The sequence below is a fragment of the Desulfohalobium retbaense DSM 5692 genome (genome assembly GCF_000024325.1).
Classification (GTDB): Bacteria; Desulfobacterota; Desulfovibrionia; order Desulfovibrionales; family Desulfohalobiaceae; genus Desulfohalobium; species Desulfohalobium retbaense.
The window spans coordinates 61,848-79,851 of sequence record NC_013223.1 but is presented as its reverse complement, the minus strand read 5'-3'; the positions used below and the strand labels follow the sequence as shown (position 1 = coordinate 79,851).

Annotated in this window: 12 protein-coding genes; 6 read left to right on the top strand and 6 right to left on the bottom strand. The window is 58.6% G+C overall.

Annotated elements, in window-relative coordinates:
• Window positions 1-55 precede the first annotated feature (55 nt).
• Window positions 56-1,828 carry an ABC transporter substrate-binding protein gene (locus tag DRET_RS00305; RefSeq protein WP_167317775.1) on the bottom strand — a complete coding sequence of 591 codons (1,773 nt, stop codon included), beginning with the start codon at window positions 1,826-1,828 and terminating at the stop codon, window positions 56-58.
• 432 nt (window positions 1,829-2,260) lie between these two features.
• On the opposite strand from DRET_RS00305, the gene DRET_RS00300 reads away from it, so the two are divergent.
• The 4 genes from DRET_RS00300 to DRET_RS00275 all read left to right on the top strand — a co-directional run bounded on the left by DRET_RS00300 (window position 2,261) and on the right by DRET_RS00275 (window position 9,342).
• Window positions 2,261-2,683, top strand: a complete 423-nt coding sequence (locus tag DRET_RS00300) for a CBS domain-containing protein (protein ID WP_015750520.1) — start codon at window positions 2,261-2,263, stop codon at window positions 2,681-2,683.
• Between the two features lie 525 nt (window positions 2,684-3,208).
• Window positions 3,209-4,861 (top strand): GGDEF domain-containing protein, encoded by a 1,653-nt coding sequence (locus DRET_RS12765; RefSeq protein WP_015750519.1) that lies wholly within the window; start codon window positions 3,209-3,211, stop codon window positions 4,859-4,861.
• 249 nt (window positions 4,862-5,110) lie between these two features.
• Window positions 5,111-6,175, top strand: coding sequence for an IS110 family RNA-guided transposase (locus tag DRET_RS00285; protein WP_015750518.1), 1,065 nt, complete (start codon window positions 5,111-5,113; stop codon window positions 6,173-6,175).
• A 1,967-nt stretch (window positions 6,176-8,142) separates the two neighbouring features.
• Entirely contained in the window at window positions 8,143-9,342 is a 1,200-nt protein-coding gene (locus tag DRET_RS00275) for a putative sulfate/molybdate transporter (RefSeq protein WP_015750517.1), read from the top strand.
• A 451-nt stretch (window positions 9,343-9,793) separates the two neighbouring features.
• Here DRET_RS00275 and DRET_RS00270 read toward each other — a convergent pair whose 3' ends face one another.
• Together DRET_RS00270 and DRET_RS00265 are read right to left on the bottom strand one after the other, a co-directional pair.
• Window positions 9,794-10,810: an FUSC family protein gene (locus DRET_RS00270; protein ID WP_015750516.1), complete on the bottom strand. Its 1,017-nt coding sequence runs from the start codon at window positions 10,808-10,810 to the stop codon at window positions 9,794-9,796.
• A 208-nt stretch (window positions 10,811-11,018) separates the two neighbouring features.
• The gene (locus tag DRET_RS00265) at window positions 11,019-12,287 is read right to left on the bottom strand and encodes a PAS domain-containing protein (protein WP_015750515.1); all 1,269 of its coding nucleotides are present in this window, start codon (window positions 12,285-12,287) and stop codon (window positions 11,019-11,021) included.
• Window positions 12,288-12,619: 332 nt separating this feature from the next.
• Between DRET_RS00265 and DRET_RS00260 the strand changes: the two genes are divergently transcribed.
• Window positions 12,620-13,048 carry a DUF4079 family protein gene (locus DRET_RS00260; protein ID WP_015750514.1) on the top strand — a complete coding sequence of 143 codons (429 nt, stop codon included), beginning with the start codon at window positions 12,620-12,622 and terminating at the stop codon, window positions 13,046-13,048.
• 344 nt (window positions 13,049-13,392) lie between these two features.
• Window positions 13,393-13,734: a MerR family transcriptional regulator gene (locus tag DRET_RS00255; RefSeq protein ID WP_015750513.1), complete on the top strand. Its 342-nt coding sequence runs from the start codon at window positions 13,393-13,395 to the stop codon at window positions 13,732-13,734.
• Between the two features lie 416 nt (window positions 13,735-14,150).
• Here DRET_RS00255 and DRET_RS00250 read toward each other — a convergent pair whose 3' ends face one another.
• From DRET_RS00250 to pheT, 3 genes are all read right to left on the bottom strand, one after another.
• Window positions 14,151-14,753 (bottom strand): LysO family transporter, encoded by a 603-nt coding sequence (locus tag DRET_RS00250; RefSeq protein ID WP_015750512.1) that lies wholly within the window; start codon window positions 14,751-14,753, stop codon window positions 14,151-14,153.
• On the bottom strand, window positions 14,753-15,046 hold the full coding sequence (locus DRET_RS00245) for a LysO family transporter (RefSeq protein WP_015750511.1): 294 nt from the start codon (window positions 15,044-15,046) through the stop codon (window positions 14,753-14,755). The genes DRET_RS00250 and DRET_RS00245 overlap by 1 nt, the downstream gene beginning before the upstream one ends.
• Before the next feature lie 443 nt (window positions 15,047-15,489).
• Complete coding sequence (gene pheT, locus DRET_RS00240) at window positions 15,490-17,886, bottom strand: phenylalanine--tRNA ligase subunit beta (RefSeq protein WP_015750510.1); 2,397 nt, start codon at window positions 17,884-17,886, stop codon at window positions 15,490-15,492.
• Window positions 17,887-18,004: the final 118 nt, after the last annotated feature.

Below are 18,004 nucleotides of genomic sequence, written 5' to 3'. Positions count from 1 at the left end.
CGAGAGCGGAGGTGAGATACCTCTTCCTCTTCGAATTTCTCAATACCTCAATCCTTCAATCCTCAATCTCCCCAGCCCCATAGGTCAGTGCCAAGCGGTAGTTGGTTCCGTGCAGGCCAATACTCGTCCAGAGGAGCTGTTTCGCTACGGCGTGTTCCATATGTCGGTCCTGAAAGCGGTACGTCCCCTCGCCCTCGGCCTGAGAGACCATCTTCCGGGCTATCCGCTTGAGCGATGGGAACGCATCGTAGATTGGGTCAGCAAAAGCGTTCTTGCCGATCTCCTCGGCATTGACATCATAGATAGTCGTCCCATCGCGTTGCAGGACAAAGATCTCCACCGGAAAATTATGGACTTTGCGGGAAATGATGCTCCCGAAAAAATCTGGCTGGGTGAGCACGCTGACCGATCCGATAAACCCGCCGTCCTGATCGAAGACCGGGTGTTCCAGGTCAATCCCCACAAAGCCTTCGACCATTTTGATGGCCTGACTGAGCACCGGCTGGTGCGTCTCGTGCAGCCGGATGATCTGTTCCTGACCGCTGATATCCTCGCCGATCACCGAACTGTATTGCTTGGGCGCCACATTGACGATAGTGCCCGTGGCATCCACTGTTACGCAATTATAGGCATACTGATTCTCGTTGAAGAGTGTTTCCAGAATGGCCGAGGCCCGGTCTCCCCGCAGGCCTGTCGTGGAAAGCTGTTCGGCAGCGGCGGCCACACTTCGGTCCATATCCTTGAAAATCGCGTTGAGTTCCTGGGCCGTTTGCGTCAAGAGCATGGGGAACTGGAACTCGGCTACCCGGAAGCCGGATTCTGTCACTTTTTTGAAAATATACGGATACGAAGCGTCCCCATCATTGGCAAACGTCACTTTTCCCAGGGCGCCGGTGAACGTGTTTCCGGCATACCACTCGAAAAGCGCTTTTGGCGTCTGCCGTCCCTGCTCCAGGGCCCGGCTCAGGGTGGTACACAGATCATAGGCCTCGACCCCAAAAAATCCGGGCTCAAGACCATAGCGATCCGTAAACGCGCTCATAAAGGGATGGTCCTGATTGTATGAAGGGTAGGTATAGACGAGACCGTTCGTGAAGGCTGAGGCCGCCAACACCTCCGCGCGCTGGATGGGGCGTGTGCCGACTAGCTGGGCCTTGATGCCGGCCTGCCGCGCCTGTTTGGCGATGGTGGCCGCTTCCCCGGCACTGATAAGCACCAGGGCCTCAGAGTCCCGGGCCTTGATGGTCGCGAGTTGGGCCGCAATATCCATCTGCTGCGGATTGTACTCCTGCGCGGCCACAACCTGCTTTGGAAAACGGTCCTCAAGCATACGGATCCAGCTGGAGCCAAGATTGTTGTCCATCGCCAGGACCGCGATCCGTTCAAAGTCCGTCAAATAGGCGGCCAATTGTTCCTGTTCCTGCTGGACACCCACAGTCAAGCGGATGGTGTGCCCCGGTTCGGTTCGCTTCAAGGCCGCGCTGCCGATGGCGACATGAAAGATGTCCTTTTCAGCGGCCAACGGATGGATCGCGCTTGAAGCCCAGCTCGAGCAGCTGACAACCGCCGCCAGGTTCTCTTGCGAACGCACCAGATCCTGAAAGGCCTGCACCGCTGTGTCCACGTCAGCCCCGCCGTCCTTGAAGACGATCTCGAACGCCGAGCCGCTCTCGGCCAGGGCCAATTCCACCGCCCGCTGCTGCTCAACAGCAATATCCTCAAACGCCGAGGAAAAGGGGAGAATGACCCCAACGACAGGCTTGTCTTGAGCCTCAGCCGTCTGGGCGCAAAGCGAACCCACCCCGATCATGAGCTGTACTATGGCCACGAAACACACCAATCCCCAATTTTTCATTCCATCCCCCGGTCTTTTCAAGGTTGCCACCTGATGCGTCCCACCTTTTGGGAAGCACCTGTTCTTGCAAAACGCCGTTTTCGGACCGGCCGTTTTTCAAAAAAAATTGTGCGAGCTTTTAGACACGATTTTGCCTGCGAAGCAAAAGTACTGAATTCCTAATCAGTTTTCGTATCGGGCATCGCTTCGTGTGGGCATACCGAGCCAAAGCGCTTGATCCCAGGCGTCAAACAGGACACCTTGCAGATTCGAACAACCGAAAATTCTTGCCCAGCCCATGCCTTTGCTGCCAAAAAGCCGGAAGGGGGGAGGAGGTATTCCCTTGCCACGCCCTTCGGAAATAAACACCAGTGGCGGTTGATCCGATACATTCCTACAAACAGTGCCCAAGCGCGGAGGACCACAATGCGCATTATCGATATCATGACCAAAGGCGTCTGCACAGTGCAGATGGACGACTTTGTCCGCTACGTGAAATCCCTGTTCGAAGAACATGAGTTCCACCATCTGCTGGTCGTTGATGGCGGTATGCTTCAGGGGGTCATCTCCGATCGGGACCTGCTGAAGAACCTGAGTCCGTTTTACGACACGCCCTGCGAACAGAACCGGGACCTGGCCATATTGAACAAACGCGCCCACCAGATCATGTCTCGCAATCCGGTCACTGTCACGGCCGAGACCTCGGTCAAAGACGCCTTTGAATTGTTAATCGAAAAGCGCATTTCCTGCCTGCCGGTAGTCACTGAATCCGGGCGCGTTGCCGGAATCGTCACCTGGAAAGACCTTATCCGGGCGGCGTTTCGAGAAGTCGACGCCTCGTGCTGGTGAGAAAGAAGAAAGGCCGGAAACAGTGGACGGTGGCAGAAGACGGGGGACGAGTAGAAGGGGCCAAGCACAGGCCCTCCAAATCGCTATCGGTTTACAGTTTCCCCCATTGTCTAGACAAAATTTGGGCCCAGTTAAGATGGAAGCCCTCTAGCTCTGGGAGGGTAGAGAGCCTGGCGGTCCGAAGAGTGAAGACGGTGAACTGAAGACGGAAGACAGCGATAGAGAGCGTCCTGCTCCCTGCTTCAGCCATCAGCGGCCATCGGCGGACACAACTCCTGTCGGCTTCGGCTCCCCCGTAGCCGACCTCCATGATCGCCGACAATTCCCCCCTGCCCCCCCCCAGGCGATTTCGACCCCGATACCGATTTGGATGTTGACCGTTGTTGCCCTTTTTTCGTCCTGCCGTCTTCAATCCACCGTCCACCGTCATCTGTTCATCGCCCGCCCTCCCCGCTTGCCGCCTCCGCTGAATTTTCCTAAGCTCTACTCAGCCTTCACCCAACCACCCCAACCGGGAATTTTCCCATGACACAGCTGATCGACGTCCACTCCGAGCTCCTGCCCGTCTTTCTGGAGCAGATCGAAGACGCCATCGCCATCGTCAACACCGAACACATCTATATCTTCGCCAATGCCGCCTACTGCCGACTTCGGAGAACAGACCCGGCGACTATCATCGGCAAGCACGTCCGGGAGATTGTGGGCGAGGATTTCTATCAGCTCCTGGTCCGGGAAAAGCTTGAAGAGGTCTTGCAGGGGGCCCAGGTCCAGTACGAATCCCCCGTCACGTCGGACGCTGGGCACACTTCGCATCTGGCAGTCAGCTACTTTCCCCTTCCCGACGCCACCGCTCCGGCCTACGTCGCCGCGGTCCTGCGCGACATTTCCGCGCCCAAAGAGCAGGAGGAGGTCCTGCGCTTTCTGGTCGAAAACATCAACGAAGTCTTTTGGCTACGCGACCTGAACCAGGACCGGGTCATTTATGTCAGCCCGTCGATCAGCTCAGTCTTCGGCATCACGCCCGAGGATATGTATTCCGACAGTCGCGCCTTCATGCGCATGATCGACGAGCGGGATTTGGCCAGGGTGCAGCGGGCCTTTCAGGCTGTGCGCAACGAGCGTATCGACTTCAACGAGGAATACCGTATCGTCCACCCCGAAAAAGGAGTGCGCTGGATCCACGCCCGGACCTACCGCTTTGAAAGCGATCACAAAAAACTCTTCGTCGGCACGGCAGAAGACATTACCGAGCGCAAGGTCCAGGAAGAACATGTCCTCAAGAGCAAACAGCACGTCGAAGCTCTGTACCGCGGCATCCCGTTGCCGATCTTTACCTGGGAGCGCCGCAACGACGACTTCATGCTCTCGAGTTTCAACACCGCGGCCGTGGAAATGACTCAGGGCAAAGCCAAGCACCTGAAGGGACGCTGGTTGTCCGAGGTCTACCGCGACCAGAACCCCCAGGTCATCGAAGACATCCACCGCTGCTTCGAGTCTCGATCCAACCTGCGCCGCCAGATGTCCTACACCCTCGTATCCACTGGCGAAGAGAAATATATCGAGGCCTCCTACGTCTATGTTCCGGACCGCCACGTCATGGCAATGGTCAACGATATCACCCACCAACAACAGTACCAGGAACATCTTAAACGGCTTTCGCGGACCGACGAGTTGACCGGCCTGTTCAACCGGCGCCATTTCATCACCCTGATGCACAAGGAATTCAGCCGGGCCCGCCGCACGCACGAGAGGCTGACCCTGGCCATGCTGGATATCGACCATTTCAAAGACGTGAACGACAAATACGGCCACGACGTTGGCGACCATGTCCTGCAGCATCTCGGCCGCATTCTGCGCGAGGACGTCCGGCCCTACGATATCGCCGCGCGATACGGCGGCGAGGAATTCGCCATCTGCTTCCCGGACACCGACCTCAGCCAGGCCGATCACATCTGCGAACGCCTGCGCACCTTGTGTGCTGCAAGCGAGGTCTCCCGCAACGGCGGGACCATCGGCTTCACCGTGAGCTTTGGTCTGAGCGAACTCCGGCCGGAACACGAGGACCTTGATGGCTTGCTCAAATCCGCGGACAACGCCCTCTACGCAGCCAAGGCCAACGGCCGCAACCGCATTGAGCACGACGTGGTCTATTGCGACCAGCAAACGGGCTGCTCATAGCTTTTACAAAAGAATTGAACCGCCCCGCTCGCAGACTCGCTCAAGGCGCAAAGCCGTCTTCCGTCATTCCGGCGGAGGCCGGAATCCAGAAGAATGTGCTGTCCGCGAAGGCACACGAAGTATTTAGGAAAATCGAGGGATTGAAGAATTGAGGTAGGATGAGAAGGCTGGACCACCTGACGAGCTATAGCTTAGAGCTATGCTCACCAAAACAACGCAGTCATATGCTGCAAACCAGGAGGCCCAGCCATGAAGTGCCATTTAGCAAATCATACCATCGGTGTCGATCTCGGTGACAAGCAGAACGTCGTATGCGTGTTGGACTGGAACGGGGACATTGCCACCACCTTTAAGGTGACCAATACCAAGACTGCGATGCGTAAACGGTTTGCTGCCTACTCAGGAGCCTTTGTTGCCATTGAGGCGGGGACACACTCTGCCTGGATCAGCCGCCTGCTCAAAGAGCTTGGTTGCGCAGTTGTCGTCGGCAACCCTCGCAAACTCCGCTGCATTTGGCAGGAGCCGATCAAAACAGACTTTCGCGACGCTGAGATGTTGGCCCGGGTGGCCAAGATGGATCCCAAACTCTTGCGCCCCATTGAGCACCGAAGCGCAGATGCACAAGCCAGGCTGGCCATCCTGCAAGCCCGTGATGCGCTGGTAAAAAGCAGGACCTCTCTTATCAACCACGTTCGAGGGACCGTAAAATGCGCCGGGGAACGCCTGCCGAAATGCAGCGCCGCCAGCTTCCACAAAAAAGCACCGGAGCATATCCCCAGTGAACTCAAAGCAGCCCTGCTGCCGTTGATAGAACAAATTGCCAATTTCACTGAAGGGATAAAAAAATACGAGCACGAAGTGACACACCTCAGCCGCACCCACTACCCTGAGACAGAAGTGTTGCGACAAGTCCCCGGCGTTGGGCCGATCACAGCCTTGGCGTTCGTTTTGACGCTCGAAGATAAGGACCGTTTCACCAAGAGCCGAGATGTAGGGCCATTTCTAGGCTTGGTTCCCAAAAGGGACCAATCCGGGGATACCGACAAGCAGCTACGCATCACGAAATGCGGTAACTCCCAGTTGCGCACCTTGCTGGTCAATGTCGCTCACTACGTCCTGGGCCCATTTGGGGCTGATAGTGAGCTGCGACGATTCGGGCAGCGCATTGCCGCGAGAGGGGGCACGATCGCCAAGAAACGGGCTGTGGTAGCTGTGGCGCGCAAACTGGCGGTTTTGCTCCACCGACTGTGGGTGACGGGGGAGGAGTATCACCCATTTTATTGCCACAAGGATTCCACCGTCGAAGCTGCATAACGCTTCACCACGTAGAAATAAATTTTCCAGGGGGCCCAGCAACGGCCTCGTGGTCAACCACCGCTAGCACCAAATAAAGTCTCATTCGGAAGACTGCGACAAATTCCTAGGCCTCTTTGCTTGCCGGCAAAACCACACAAGGCCGCAATTGAGGTGGCAGCTTCCACCAAGCGAATAGTACTGAGACACCGGATCAAATGGCAACGATCCTCGAAGAGTGCGTATGGAAGTGCGACTTGCTTGGGACTATAGGGCAATACGGTGGTCCGCCACGTCGGACGTTGACATGCCTTCTCATGGAAGGCATTGAGGAATTCGAAGCGGCCGATGACAGAGGACGGAAGACGGCGGCGACTACGGAATGAAGAGCCAGGCCGGCGCCTGGCGGTCCGAAGAGCAAGAAATGCCTCACGCCCGGGCGCGGACGCCCTCAAGTCGCGAAGGCCCGAAGAAGAGGAAAGAATTGGGTGCGCGAAGTAAGACAGATGCCTTTGCCCGCCCAGGAAGAAGCACCTGGCCGGACAAGGGGCCCTCGTTTACCCTTGGTTCACGATTGGAGTTCCTGGTTCCGTGGGGAACCGGTCAGAACTTTGGCGCAAATACCACTGTGCACTGATCCAGGGCACCAGATCTGACCGCCAGCACTGGTCTTTGCTCCCCTCCCCTTGCGAAGGCTGCGGCACAGTCGTCGGACGGCAACGATCGGACCCAGCACCCCCTCCCCGACCCTCCCCCTTGGCAAGGGGGAGGGAGCCTGGAATCCCAGTTATCGCTACTTTCGACTGCCTGTTGCCAAAGGCAGCCGCAGGTTTGTGGCCAAACGGCTCTTGGGCCCCGCAACGGTCCGCGGGGCTCAAAAATCCGTCCGCCTTTTACGTCGAGAGAGCGGTAGCGAACGGGCGGCCAATAGATCTTGCAAGAGTTTTTTAGCCGCCCGCTCCCTTCGGTCGCTCGACAGGCGGGACGAAAGCCATTCACCGCGGCGGACCGTTGCCGCGGTAAAGGGGCCCTCGTTCATTACCCATTCACGATCGGAGTTCCTGGTTCCGCAAGGAACCTGGCAAACCAAGGCCCAAGGCCACCGATCCTCGAAATAGCAAAGAACAAAACCCTGGAAATAGCTGCAGCGTCGGTGCCCGAACGGGCAGTGAGGGGGCAGCCGCCGGGCCAGCGGGTCTTCTGCCGCTGGGACGGCATCCACACCTCCGCCTTGTCTTCCTTCGCGGCTTCGCGCCTTGAGCGACCACCGGGAGCGGGCGTGAGATACCTCTTCCTCTTCGGACCCACAGGCGCCGGCGCCTGGCTTCTTCATTCCGTGTCCATCCGTACATTCCGTGGGCAATTCCTGTTTTCCCAAGGGGAAGGAAGCGATGCACGATCTTCAGAGATTCATGGCAAACGGCACGTAGCGCTTATTTCTCCTGATCCGCGCCTCTCTGCGTGATCTGCGTCACCAATCTTCATTTGTGCCGCTGAGACAAAGAATCCGGGAAAAGGCAAAGCAATTTTCACCGCTGATTGTACTGATCTTCGCTGATCAAGAACAAGAGGCCCCTGGCATCGGTGCCATTAGGCCCGTCATTTCTCTCCCCCATTGCCAATCGGCGAACTCAGCTTGTGTCGGCTTCTGCTTCGCCGGAGCCGACCTACGGGATCGCTGGCCGGCCGGTCCCCCTCTGTGCTCTCTGTGTCCTCTGTGGTTACATCTTCGGTACTGGGTACTGGACTCAAACCTCTCCAACGCCCCGCACAAACATCGATTTCGATACCGATCCCGATTTCGATGTGGACGGAGCCGTCCTCAGTCACCTGCCCACAGTCGTCCTCTTCGCGTCCTCCGCCTCCTCGAATTCCCCACTGCCCCAATTCTTCAATTCCTCAATTTTCCTAGCCCTATTGCGCTCGCCGCTGGTTTTGCCTATGCCAAAGGCACTCCATCCCTTCGTAATCATTGTGAGGCGTCGCGTATGTCATTGCCGCTGCGATTCAACCGCATGGAAGTCGCCGGTTCCCTGGGTGACCTGGGCACCCTGTTGCCCATTGCCATGGCCATGATCCTGATCAACGGCCTGCCTGCCCTGGGTGTGTTTTTTTGCATCGGTCTTTTCTACATCCTGGCCGGGCTGTTCTATGGCGTTACCGTGCCGGTCCAGCCGATGAAGGTTATCGGGGCCTACGCCATCGCCACAGCGCTGACGCCGGAGCAGATCGCGGCCTCAGCGCTCTTGCTCGGCATTATTCTCCTCCTCGTCGGCTGGACCGGGATCATCGATCTCATCCGCCGTATCACCCCTAAGTCTGTCATCCGCGGCATCCAACTCTCCACCGGCACCTTGCTGCTGTCCAGCGGCATCCGCTTCATGCTCGGCACCACGCAGTTCCAGAACGTGCAACAGGCCGCCGAACCCGCACTTGCGCTCCAGCACTTCGGTCCACTGCCCATCGGGGTAGTGTTTGGCGTCCTGGGCGGCCTAGTGACCCTGTTCCTCATCAATAACCGTCGCTGGCCCGGAGGTCTGGCCGTTCTTGTTCTGGGTACCGGTTGCGGGCTGCTCTTCGGGGCCGGCAGCGGGCTCGGAGACGTGGATCCCGGGCTTTATCTTCCTTCCCTGTTGCCCTTTGGTCTGCCCGGTGGCGCGGATCTGTCCTTCGCCCTGCTGGCCCTGGTCCTGCCCCAACTTCCCATGACCCTGGGCAACGCCTGCCTCGCGTATACCGATCTCGCCGAACACTATTTCGAAAAACAGGCCCAGCGGGTGACGAACAAAAACGCCTGCTTCAGCATGGGGCTGGCCAACCTGACCGCCTTTATCCTTGGCGGCATGCCCATGTGCCACGGCGCCGGAGGCCTCGCGGCCCACTACCGCTTCGGCGCGCGCACGGCCGGCTCGAATCTCATTATCGGCACCCTCTTCCTGGGGCTGGCCCTGGTCTTTGGCCCCCATAGTGTGGCTCTTTTGCAACTGCTGCCGCTGGCAATCCTCGGAGTGCTACTCGTTTTTGCCGGGGCCCAGCTTGCACTGACCATCCTGGACCTCGAAACCCGCAAAGAACTGTTTGTGGCCGTGCTCATCATGGGGATCACACTGGCGGCGAATCTGGCGGTCGGCTTTGTCGTCGGTGTTGGGGTGGCCTGGGTGCTGAAATCGGAGCGATTCGGCATCTAATGGCTTGAAAGCGATGAATATTGAAGAATTGGGAAATTGGAGGATTGAAAAAGGCGAGAACCACGGCCTTCCAAAAACGGCACCAGCCGCCTTCCGTCATTCCGGCGGAGGCCGGAATCCAGAAGAATGTGCTGTCCGCGAAGGCACACGAAGTATTTAGGAAAATTGAGGGATTGAAGAATTGAGGCATTGAGGAATTCGAAGCGGCCGATGACAGAGGACGGAAGACGGCGGCGACTACGGAATGAAGAGCCAGGCCGGCCTGGCTCATCATGTCTTGAGGCAGCAGCTTGTGTCGGCTTCGGCTTCGCCGGAGCCGACCTACGAGATCGCCGATAACGCATCCTTGAAGGTAAAGATCGATCCCGATCCCGATTTGGACAGATCCGTCCTTAGTCACCTCGAATTCCCCAATGCCTCAATACATCAATTCCTCAATCTTCCTAGTATCTTAATGTCTGCAATCCAGCCCGTCTTTTCCGAATCGCATCAAAGCATAATAAAAGGAAAAAAAGCGCAGGACCTCTTCGAGATAATACGTCCGGGTGGCGCCTTGGCCGCGCAGGAGATGCATCTGTTGCTCAGCGGCAGCGATGGCTCGCTCCAGACGGCGCAGGTCTTCCGGGGGCACGTTGTGCCGCGCTTCGACCACTGCCCCGGCAGCAGCGGCAAGCTCGCGGAGTTCATCCTGCATGATGTCCGGCGGCGCTCCTGGCTCGGCCCGCAAAATCGTATGCATGGATCGCAGATTCTCGGCGCAGCGTGACAGGGTCGACACGTTGCGGTTCAGCCGGGCCGTGTCTTCATTGTACAGCCGCCGCTCGTGACGCATGACCTTGTCCAGCAGTTCCCGCAACTCAGCAGCTTCGCTCTCCAGGGCCTCAATCCGGTTGGTACCAGGGAGTGATCCTCCGCTGACAAACGTGTGCGTCAAAAGCTGCACCTCCCGCGCCGCGACCTCGAACTGGGCGTTCAGCCGCCGGCGCAGATCCTGTCCCGCCCGCCGCGGCCAGACCAACACCGTGACCGCAAAAGCGCAGAAGACCCCGATGCCGATTTCCAAGACCCGATACAGGCTGAACACAACCCGGTTCGGCTCCCCGATACTGGCCAGGACCACGATGCAGACCGTAATTGCAGCCATACGGTAGCGCACGTCGTACCGGGTCATGTAAGCGCAGAAGCCGGTGGTGATGAACACCGCCATCGCGGTCCAAAAGGGCTGGACTGGAAAAACGAGAATAGCACCGATACCGAGCACGGCGCCAAGGGCGGTGCCGAAAAAACGGTAACGGCACATGCGGATGGAGTCGGCCACATTCATCTGCATGACGATGACCGTGGAGAGAACGGCCCAGTAACCGAACTTGAGTCCGAGAACGAGGGTCGCCAGATAGGCCAACGTCGCGGCCAGACCGGTCTTCACCCCGTGACGGAGATGAACCCGGGAGGTATCGGAAAAATCCATAGAAAATGTTACTCGTTGCTGTCGAGGATTGGCGGGCGCACACGGCAAGGCTGTTCAGGATCAAGCCGAAAGAGGCGCACCGCAAAGAGGGGCGGCGCCCGTAGCCGTGGCACACCTGCAGTGAGGGCGATCCGGTAAGGGAAATGAGTATACGCGGGCTGGTAGGACCCGTCCAGTGCCCGACAATGCGGGAAATCGTCGCCTTGGATCAGTCCAGATGAGGATACCGACCTGTGATGTCGGTATAAAAAACCAACGCGGCAGGCCGATCGTTCCACTCAATCTTGACCACCGAGGCCTGGAGCCAACGGACGACCCCATCTTTGCGCACGATACGAAAGGGATAGACCTGCTCCGGATCGGGTTGCTCGGGATCGAGTCGTTGCCGGAAATAGTCCCAGACCCAGTTTTGGTCCCGCGGGTCGACGAAAGTGGTTGTCCTGTGCTTGAGCAGTTCCTGTTCAGAGAACCCACAAATACGGCACAGGCTGGGGTTAACCCAGCGAAAGAAGCCGTCGGGACCGTTGACGCCAATGCCGTCGTTGCAGTTTTCGAGGATGAGACGGTACTTGCTCTGAATGTCGTCGAGTTCCTGCTGGCGCTGGATCTCCTCGGTCACCTCCCGTGCCGCGCCCACGGTGCCGATCATGGCTCCATCTTCGTCGAAAAACGGCGCCTTATGAACATCGAGCACCAAGTATCGGCCGCGGACCTTCCCGTCTTCCAGGAAGCGGCCGCTTTTGCGGTTGGCCTTGACCACTTGGTCCGAGTCGATACAGATCTCACCAAAGGTGTGGTCGTGACCCCAGCGACGCTCGCGCTCAGCGAAATACAGATCCGTTTTGCCAAGGGGCAATTCAGGGTCTGAGCAACGCAGCAATTGCTTACAAATGGCCTTGTTGGCGAACAAATATTGGTCGTCCAGATCCTTGGCCCAGATCAGGTCCGGGACGTTGTCGGCCATGAGCCGCAAGAGCCGGTTCATCCGCCGGTATTTGCGCTCACTGCGTCGATAGGCCCGAGCTGTTTCGTGGGCCTCAGTTGTGTTCCGGGAAATGTGCAGGACCGCCGGACGGCCGTCCTGCCAAGTGATGCGGCGGGCGATGTGCTCGAACCAGCCGCCGGCGGCGAGATTGTAATCTTCCCAGCGCACTGACGGGACCTTTGGGTCATCCAACTGCTCGACCATGCACCCCGGGCAAGGCGAATTCGCGTTGCGAATGACATCCCAGCAATGGCGGCCGACGATGGTCCCCGAATAGGTCGTGTACATCCGGGCATTGGCCATGAGAATGGTGCCCTCGTGACTATCGGTGATATGGATATCCATATCGATGCCGTCCAGGACGTCCTGGAGCATGGCCGGCGGGGCGTCGGATTCCTGCCGCTTTTCCAATGCGGCAAGGCGTTTCTTGGCCGCGGCCAACTCAGCTTCCAATTCCCGGATGCGGTCGTCTGTAGCGTACTCTTCGGACATACACAGACTCCTTGAACAAGAGACAGCGGGCTGGGGGCTGCCCGGGAAACGGACTTCAAACAGTGGTCGAATCGTTGGTTGGGCCTGATCGGAAACGGACCGGCGGACGGCGCGGAACAAAACTGTCTGAACCAGGCTCTCGCGAGGGAAAATACACTTTTCTATGGCATTGTCCCTTTTCATTGCCTGAAAAGCGCATCAGGAGCAAGAGTCCCTCCGGAAGCACTCCGGCTTGACCACCGTTGTGTGTCGTGCTCCACTCTCTTTTCTCATTGAGAAAATGGATTCTTGCTGCCGTGTGACGGCTGACTCTGTGTCCCTGGAGGTCGCGTATGCTTTTTTTCCATCCCCTGCTCCAGTTCGGCGTCATTCTGCTGGCCTTGTTCGTCCTCTGGCTTGGCTGGCACCGGTTCCAGTCTCTGCACCTCCACCGCCGCGGCGTTGTCTTTCGCCGTCGGCGTCATGTCCTGCTGGGTCGCCTCACCCTGCTGCTCATGCTCGCGGGCCTGTTCGGTGGATTGAGCATGGCCTGGTTGACGTGGTCGAGTGTCTTCATCACCGGCTGGCATGCCCGCGTGGCAATGGTCATTGCCGTTTTGGCGGTCACCGGCTACGCCACCGGCAGCCACATGGAGCGGGTCAAAAAACGGCGGACCTGGCTGCCCCTGCTCCACGGGATCACTAATGCGGTGCTCGTGTTGCTGGCCCTTTTTCAGATCTACACCGGCTGGCGCGTGCTGAGTATGTACGGGATTATCTGATTGAAAATAAGGACGGTGGGCGGAAGAGGGTGGACAGTGGACGAAAGACTGAAGACGGTGGACTGAAGACAGAGGGCGGAGGACGAAAAGCGGCGTAATGAATTGCGTTCGGGTCCAAATTGGGATCGGTATCAGGATCGATTCCTGGTTTTCGGTTTTCAGGGAGAAAGAACTGGAGCAACCAGGGCATTAACGAATTGCAGCGGTGAAAAATTTGAAAAAGCAGCACCAACGCCAGCCCCTTCAGTCCTCCGCCTGCCGTCCTCTGTTTTCTGATTGCCGTCTTCAGTCTTCTGCCCTGCGCCTCCCCCCCTCTTCCCGCGGGAGTTGCCTGAGCGGCGGGTTTGGCGTACGAAGGGGCCATGAAAAAAGGGGGCGAAAAACGATATAAAATTGGGCAAGCTGCCAAACTTCTCGAACTGGAATCCTATGTGCTCCGGTTCTGGGAGAGCGAATTTCCGCAGTTGGATCCCATTCGAACGCCCACCGGACAGCGGCTGTATACCGAGCGCCATCTCCAGCTTTTGCGCCGGATCAAGTTTTTGCTCTATGAAGAAGGCATGACTATCGACGGCGCCCGCCGTCGTCTCGAGGACACCGACCGCTACACCAACGTGCTCGAGGAGGTCACCGCCGAACTCCAGGACTTGCGTGATTATCTGGCCAACGGGCCTGCAGGGCGATAACAGGAAAACGAAAAAAGAGTGGGCAAGGGTTTGTCGGCTTCGGCTCCGCCGGAACCGACCTACGGGCATTGCCTTCCTTTCCGTGTCATTCCGTGCATTCCGTGGGCAATTCTTCTTTTCCCAAGGGGAGGGGAGCAAAGGCCAGCGCCGTAGTTCACGCGTGGTGGCCTCTATCAGCGCAGATCAGCGCAATCAGCGGACAGAACTCTTACCGGTTCCCTGCGGAACCAGAATCTCCGATCGTGAATGGCAATGAACGAGTCGCCCCTTGACCAGCCAGGTTCTTCTCCCTGGACGGGCAAATTCAGCTCTTCTCAAGCCGACCTTCGTGTGCCTTCGCGGACCCAAATCGATTTCGATCCCGGTCCCGATTTGGATGGATTCACCCCTCGTCCCGCCCCTTGCCTTACGGCTTCCTATCCCCACAATAACGCCGGGACCAGAACCGGGACCAGCAGACTGAGCACGATGCCGTTGATGACCGCGATCATGGCGTAGTGTTTGCTGGTCGCCTTGTGAATAATAGGCAAGGTCGTGTCCATCGTCGTGGCCCCGCCTGAAGCTATGGGAGCCAGCGAGCCCCACCATCGGACCAAAAACGGCGCCAGAAGGATAGTCAGGACTTCACGCATGATATTTGAGAGCAGGGCCACTGTGCCGAGTTGCTCGCCGTGGATCTGGGAAATAAGGACCGAAGAGAGGCTGTAGTAGCCGAACCCGGCGCCGACAGCCATGCCTTCCCTGAAATTGACCCCAAACAGAACCAGAGCAACCAGCCCCGCTCCAAGAATGGACCCCACGGCTACCGCCACAGGCATGAGCGCTGTCTTGATGTTCAGCCTGACGATAGCGCGCAACGCCCCGGTGTCGCAGCCGATGCCCAGTCCGACGAGGACCAGGAGGCCGTACAGGGTATATAAGGCCATCTTGGGATGCAGGATCCATTGTGGCAACAGGTCGGCCAGCCCCAGGACCACGCCGGCGATAAACACTCCCACCAGAATGCCGCTTTCCTTCATCAGGTCCTCCCACCGGACTCGGGCACTTCGCCCTTGAGGAGCCGCTCCAGTGGGCGCACGGCGAGCAGGCTCCCAAGCACCGCTCCCAGGGTCAGCCACAGCGCCTCCCACCCCAATTGGCCGAGGTTGTCCATAACTGTCTCATTGGCCCCCAATTTGGCCCCGAGAACAAAGAGCAGAAAGCACACAGCCGCATCCGTGAGCCTGCCCACGGGTTTGAGCCGGTGCTGCTGCCGACGCATGGCGAATCCCACGGCCAAGCCACCAAGAAAACATCCGAGAATATACAGCATAGGCACGCCAATCCTTTTCTTGCACTCTGACAGGCGGCAGAAAAAGGGAAAAGGGGCGTGGTGTCAAGGGAAGGGGGGAAGTCCGAAGACAGATGACTGAAGACGGAGCGCGAAGGAGAGGAAGACCGTGGACAGCTGGCAAAGGGCGGAGGTTGAATCCATCCAAATCGGGATCGCTATCGGGATCGAAATCGCTGCGTCGAGTGTAGCAACGCAGACGGTGGTGCTGGATTGCCCGGTGCGCAGCGTCTGTGCAGCACTTCAGGTCAGGGGCCGGGCAATGACGGCGAGACCAGGGCCTGTGCCATTCCCCCTCTACTCACCGCAAGTCTTCAGTCATCAGCCCGCAGGGCTCCCTCCGTCATTCCGGCGGAGGCCGGAATCCAGAACGGCTCTCCACGAGGGGCGCGAAGACGGAGGATTAGGAGATTTGCAACACCCTGTTAGGAAAATCGCACCGGCAACTGGGAAAGCAGATATTCCCCGAGACGGGTGTGGACCTTGTCCACCTCCTTATCCTTCAGGGTCTTCTTGGGATGGCGGTAGGTCAGGCGCAGGGTGAACTTCTGTTCATCGCTGTCCTCGGGCTGATAGATGTCCACCAGGAGCATGTCCTGCAGGAGCTGCTCCTGGGCGCTTCGCACGGTGTCCAGAATGGACTGGAGTTTGACGCCAGGCGGAACGATAACCGTCATGTCCCGGTGGACCGGCGGAAATTTCGGCAGATCCCGGAAAACGACCTCATGATCGGCGGCAAAGGATTCCAGAACCGGGATATCGAGTTCCGCGAGCCAGACATCGCTTTTGGCCCGGTACGCCCTGGCCACCTCATCGTTCACCCGGCCGATGATCCCCACCTCCTGCTCGCCGACGCTCACGCGCACGCACGGTTCAAGATAGCTGTGTCCTTCCTGCAGCGTGAACTCCGGACGTTGCCCGAGCCAGGCCACGAGGTGTTCGACCAGCCCTTTGATATCGGTGTAATCCAGTTCCTCGTCGGGATACGGCCACCCCTGCTCATGGCGGCGGCCGGTAAGCATCAGGGCCAGACGAGGGATCTCCTCGGCCGTGGTCTCGGAATGCGGGTCGGCGTGGAAAGTGTGGGCGATTTCAAAAAGCCGCAAAGTGGTGTTGCCCTGACCAAGGTTGTGGCGCAGGGTCTGCAGAAGTCCCGGGGCCAGGGCCGAACGCATGGTATCCTGTTCAGCTGAAAGGGGGTTGCAGACGAAGAGCCGGTCATTTTCGGGCAGGCCGAGGCAATTGAGGTCGTTGGCGCCGACAAAGCTGTAATTGACTGCTTCGTTGAGGCCCAGTCCCGAGGCCCAGGTCTTGAGCTGCTGTAAAAAATCGAAGTGGGTGTCGCGCAGGGCATCAGACTCCAGGGACTTGCTGACCCGGGGCAGCGAAGCCGGAATCTGGTCCATGCCGTAGACCCGGGCGATCTCCTCGGTCAAGTCGACCTCGCGTTCCAGGTCGAGCCGGTAACTCGGCACATCGACCTGCCACACGCTCGGGTCCGCAGTCTCCACAACACATCCCAGGCCGGTCAGGGTCTGGAAGCAAAAGCTGTCGTCCACGTCCAGGGCCAAAAACCGTTTCGTGCGCTCGGGGCGAAACGGCAACCTGACCGGTTCCCACGGCAACGGCTCACTGCTGGCAACCCCCTTGACGATGCGCCCTGCACCGTATTCGGCCATCAGGGCGGCGGCGCGGTACATGGCCCGACTGGATCCCGGCTGGTCCACACCACGTTCAAACCGGTAGGAGGACTCGCTGGACAAGGCCAGACGTCTGGCGGTCTTGCGGATCGTGCCCGGGTGGAAGACGGCGCACTCGAGCAGGACCCGGCTGCTGCCAGTCTGCATCTCGCTGTTCGCGCCACCCATCACCCCGGCCAGCGCCACGGGCTTTGCCGCGTCCCAGATGAGGAGTTCGCCAGCCTGGAGGGCCCGCTCCTGCCCGTCAAGAGTAGTGATGGTCTGCCCCTCTTCGGCGGGTGCGACCTGGATCCGATCGCCCTCGAGCCGATCGCGGTCAAAGGCGTGCAGAGGCTGACCCTGCTCCAAAAGGACATAATTGGTGATGTCGACGATATTGTTGATCGGACGTTGCCCCACGGCCAGGAGCCGATACCGCATCCAGGCCGGACTTGGCTTGAGGGTGATCTGCTCGATACCCATCGCCTGATACAATGGGCACAGACGGCCATCACTGATCTCAAGATCGATATCCAGGGAACTCTCGCCCTCGTAGGGAGTCGTGTCGCCCTGCGGGATGTGCAGGGGCAGATCATAGGCCGCAGCAACTTCCCGGGCCACCCCGAGTACACTCAGACAGTCGGCGCGGTTGGGGGTAATGCCAATGTCGAAAACTGTAGTCTCCAGGTCCAGGGCTTCGATCAAAGAAGTGCCCGGTTCCAGATCCGCGTCGAGGACCATGATCCCGTCGGCGCCCTCACCGAGTCCGAGTTCCTTCTCCGAACAGATCATGCCCTCAGAACGCTGGCCACGGATCTTGGCCTTCTTGATCTTGAAATCACCGGGCAGGGTCGTACCCACCGGCGCTACTGCGACCTTCTGACCCGCCGCCACATTCGGCGCACCGCAGACTATAGTCGGTTGCACACCACCGCCGAGATCCACACTGCACACGGACAATGTATCCGCATCCGGATGGGGCTCGCAGGTAAGCACATGCCCGACGACCACCGACTCCAGTTCGGCAAACGGATTCTGGATTTCCTCGACCTCAAGGCCAAGCATGGTCAATTTATGGGCCAAGTCCTCGACCGAGACCGTAAACGGCGTCAATTCGTGCAACCACTTCAGACTGAGGAGCATTATTGCGATGTCCTTACAACAGTTATCAGTTATTGGATATCAGATAGGAGCAATGCCATTGGAAGTTGCGACTGCGATCCCGGTACAATCTCTCGGGCAGCATGGGGAGGGAGTGACA

Excerpts from the sequence above, each read along its gene's own strand:
- pheT (WP_015750510.1), bottom strand. The coding sequence starts at position 17,886 with ATGCTCCTCAGTCTGAAGTGGTTGCACGAATTGACGCCGTTTACGGTC.
- DRET_RS00250 (WP_015750512.1), bottom strand. The coding sequence starts at position 14,753 with ATGAAGGAAAGCGGCATTCTGGTGGGAGTGTTTATCGCCGGCGTGGTC.
- DRET_RS00270 (WP_015750516.1), bottom strand. The coding sequence starts at position 10,810 with ATGGATTTTTCCGATACCTCCCGGGTTCATCTCCGTCACGGGGTGAAG.
- DRET_RS00260 (WP_015750514.1), top strand. The coding sequence starts at position 12,620 with ATGCTTTTTTTCCATCCCCTGCTCCAGTTCGGCGTCATTCTGCTGGCC.
- DRET_RS00265 (WP_015750515.1), bottom strand. The coding sequence starts at position 12,287 with ATGTCCGAAGAGTACGCTACAGACGACCGCATCCGGGAATTGGAAGCT.
- DRET_RS00300 (WP_015750520.1), top strand. The coding sequence starts at position 2,261 with ATGCGCATTATCGATATCATGACCAAAGGCGTCTGCACAGTGCAGATG.
- DRET_RS00275 (WP_015750517.1), top strand. The coding sequence starts at position 8,143 with ATGTCATTGCCGCTGCGATTCAACCGCATGGAAGTCGCCGGTTCCCTG.
- DRET_RS00285 (WP_015750518.1), top strand. The coding sequence starts at position 5,111 with ATGAAGTGCCATTTAGCAAATCATACCATCGGTGTCGATCTCGGTGAC.
- DRET_RS12765 (WP_015750519.1), top strand. The coding sequence starts at position 3,209 with ATGACACAGCTGATCGACGTCCACTCCGAGCTCCTGCCCGTCTTTCTG.
- DRET_RS00245 (WP_015750511.1), bottom strand. The coding sequence starts at position 15,046 with ATGCTGTATATTCTCGGATGTTTTCTTGGTGGCTTGGCCGTGGGATTC.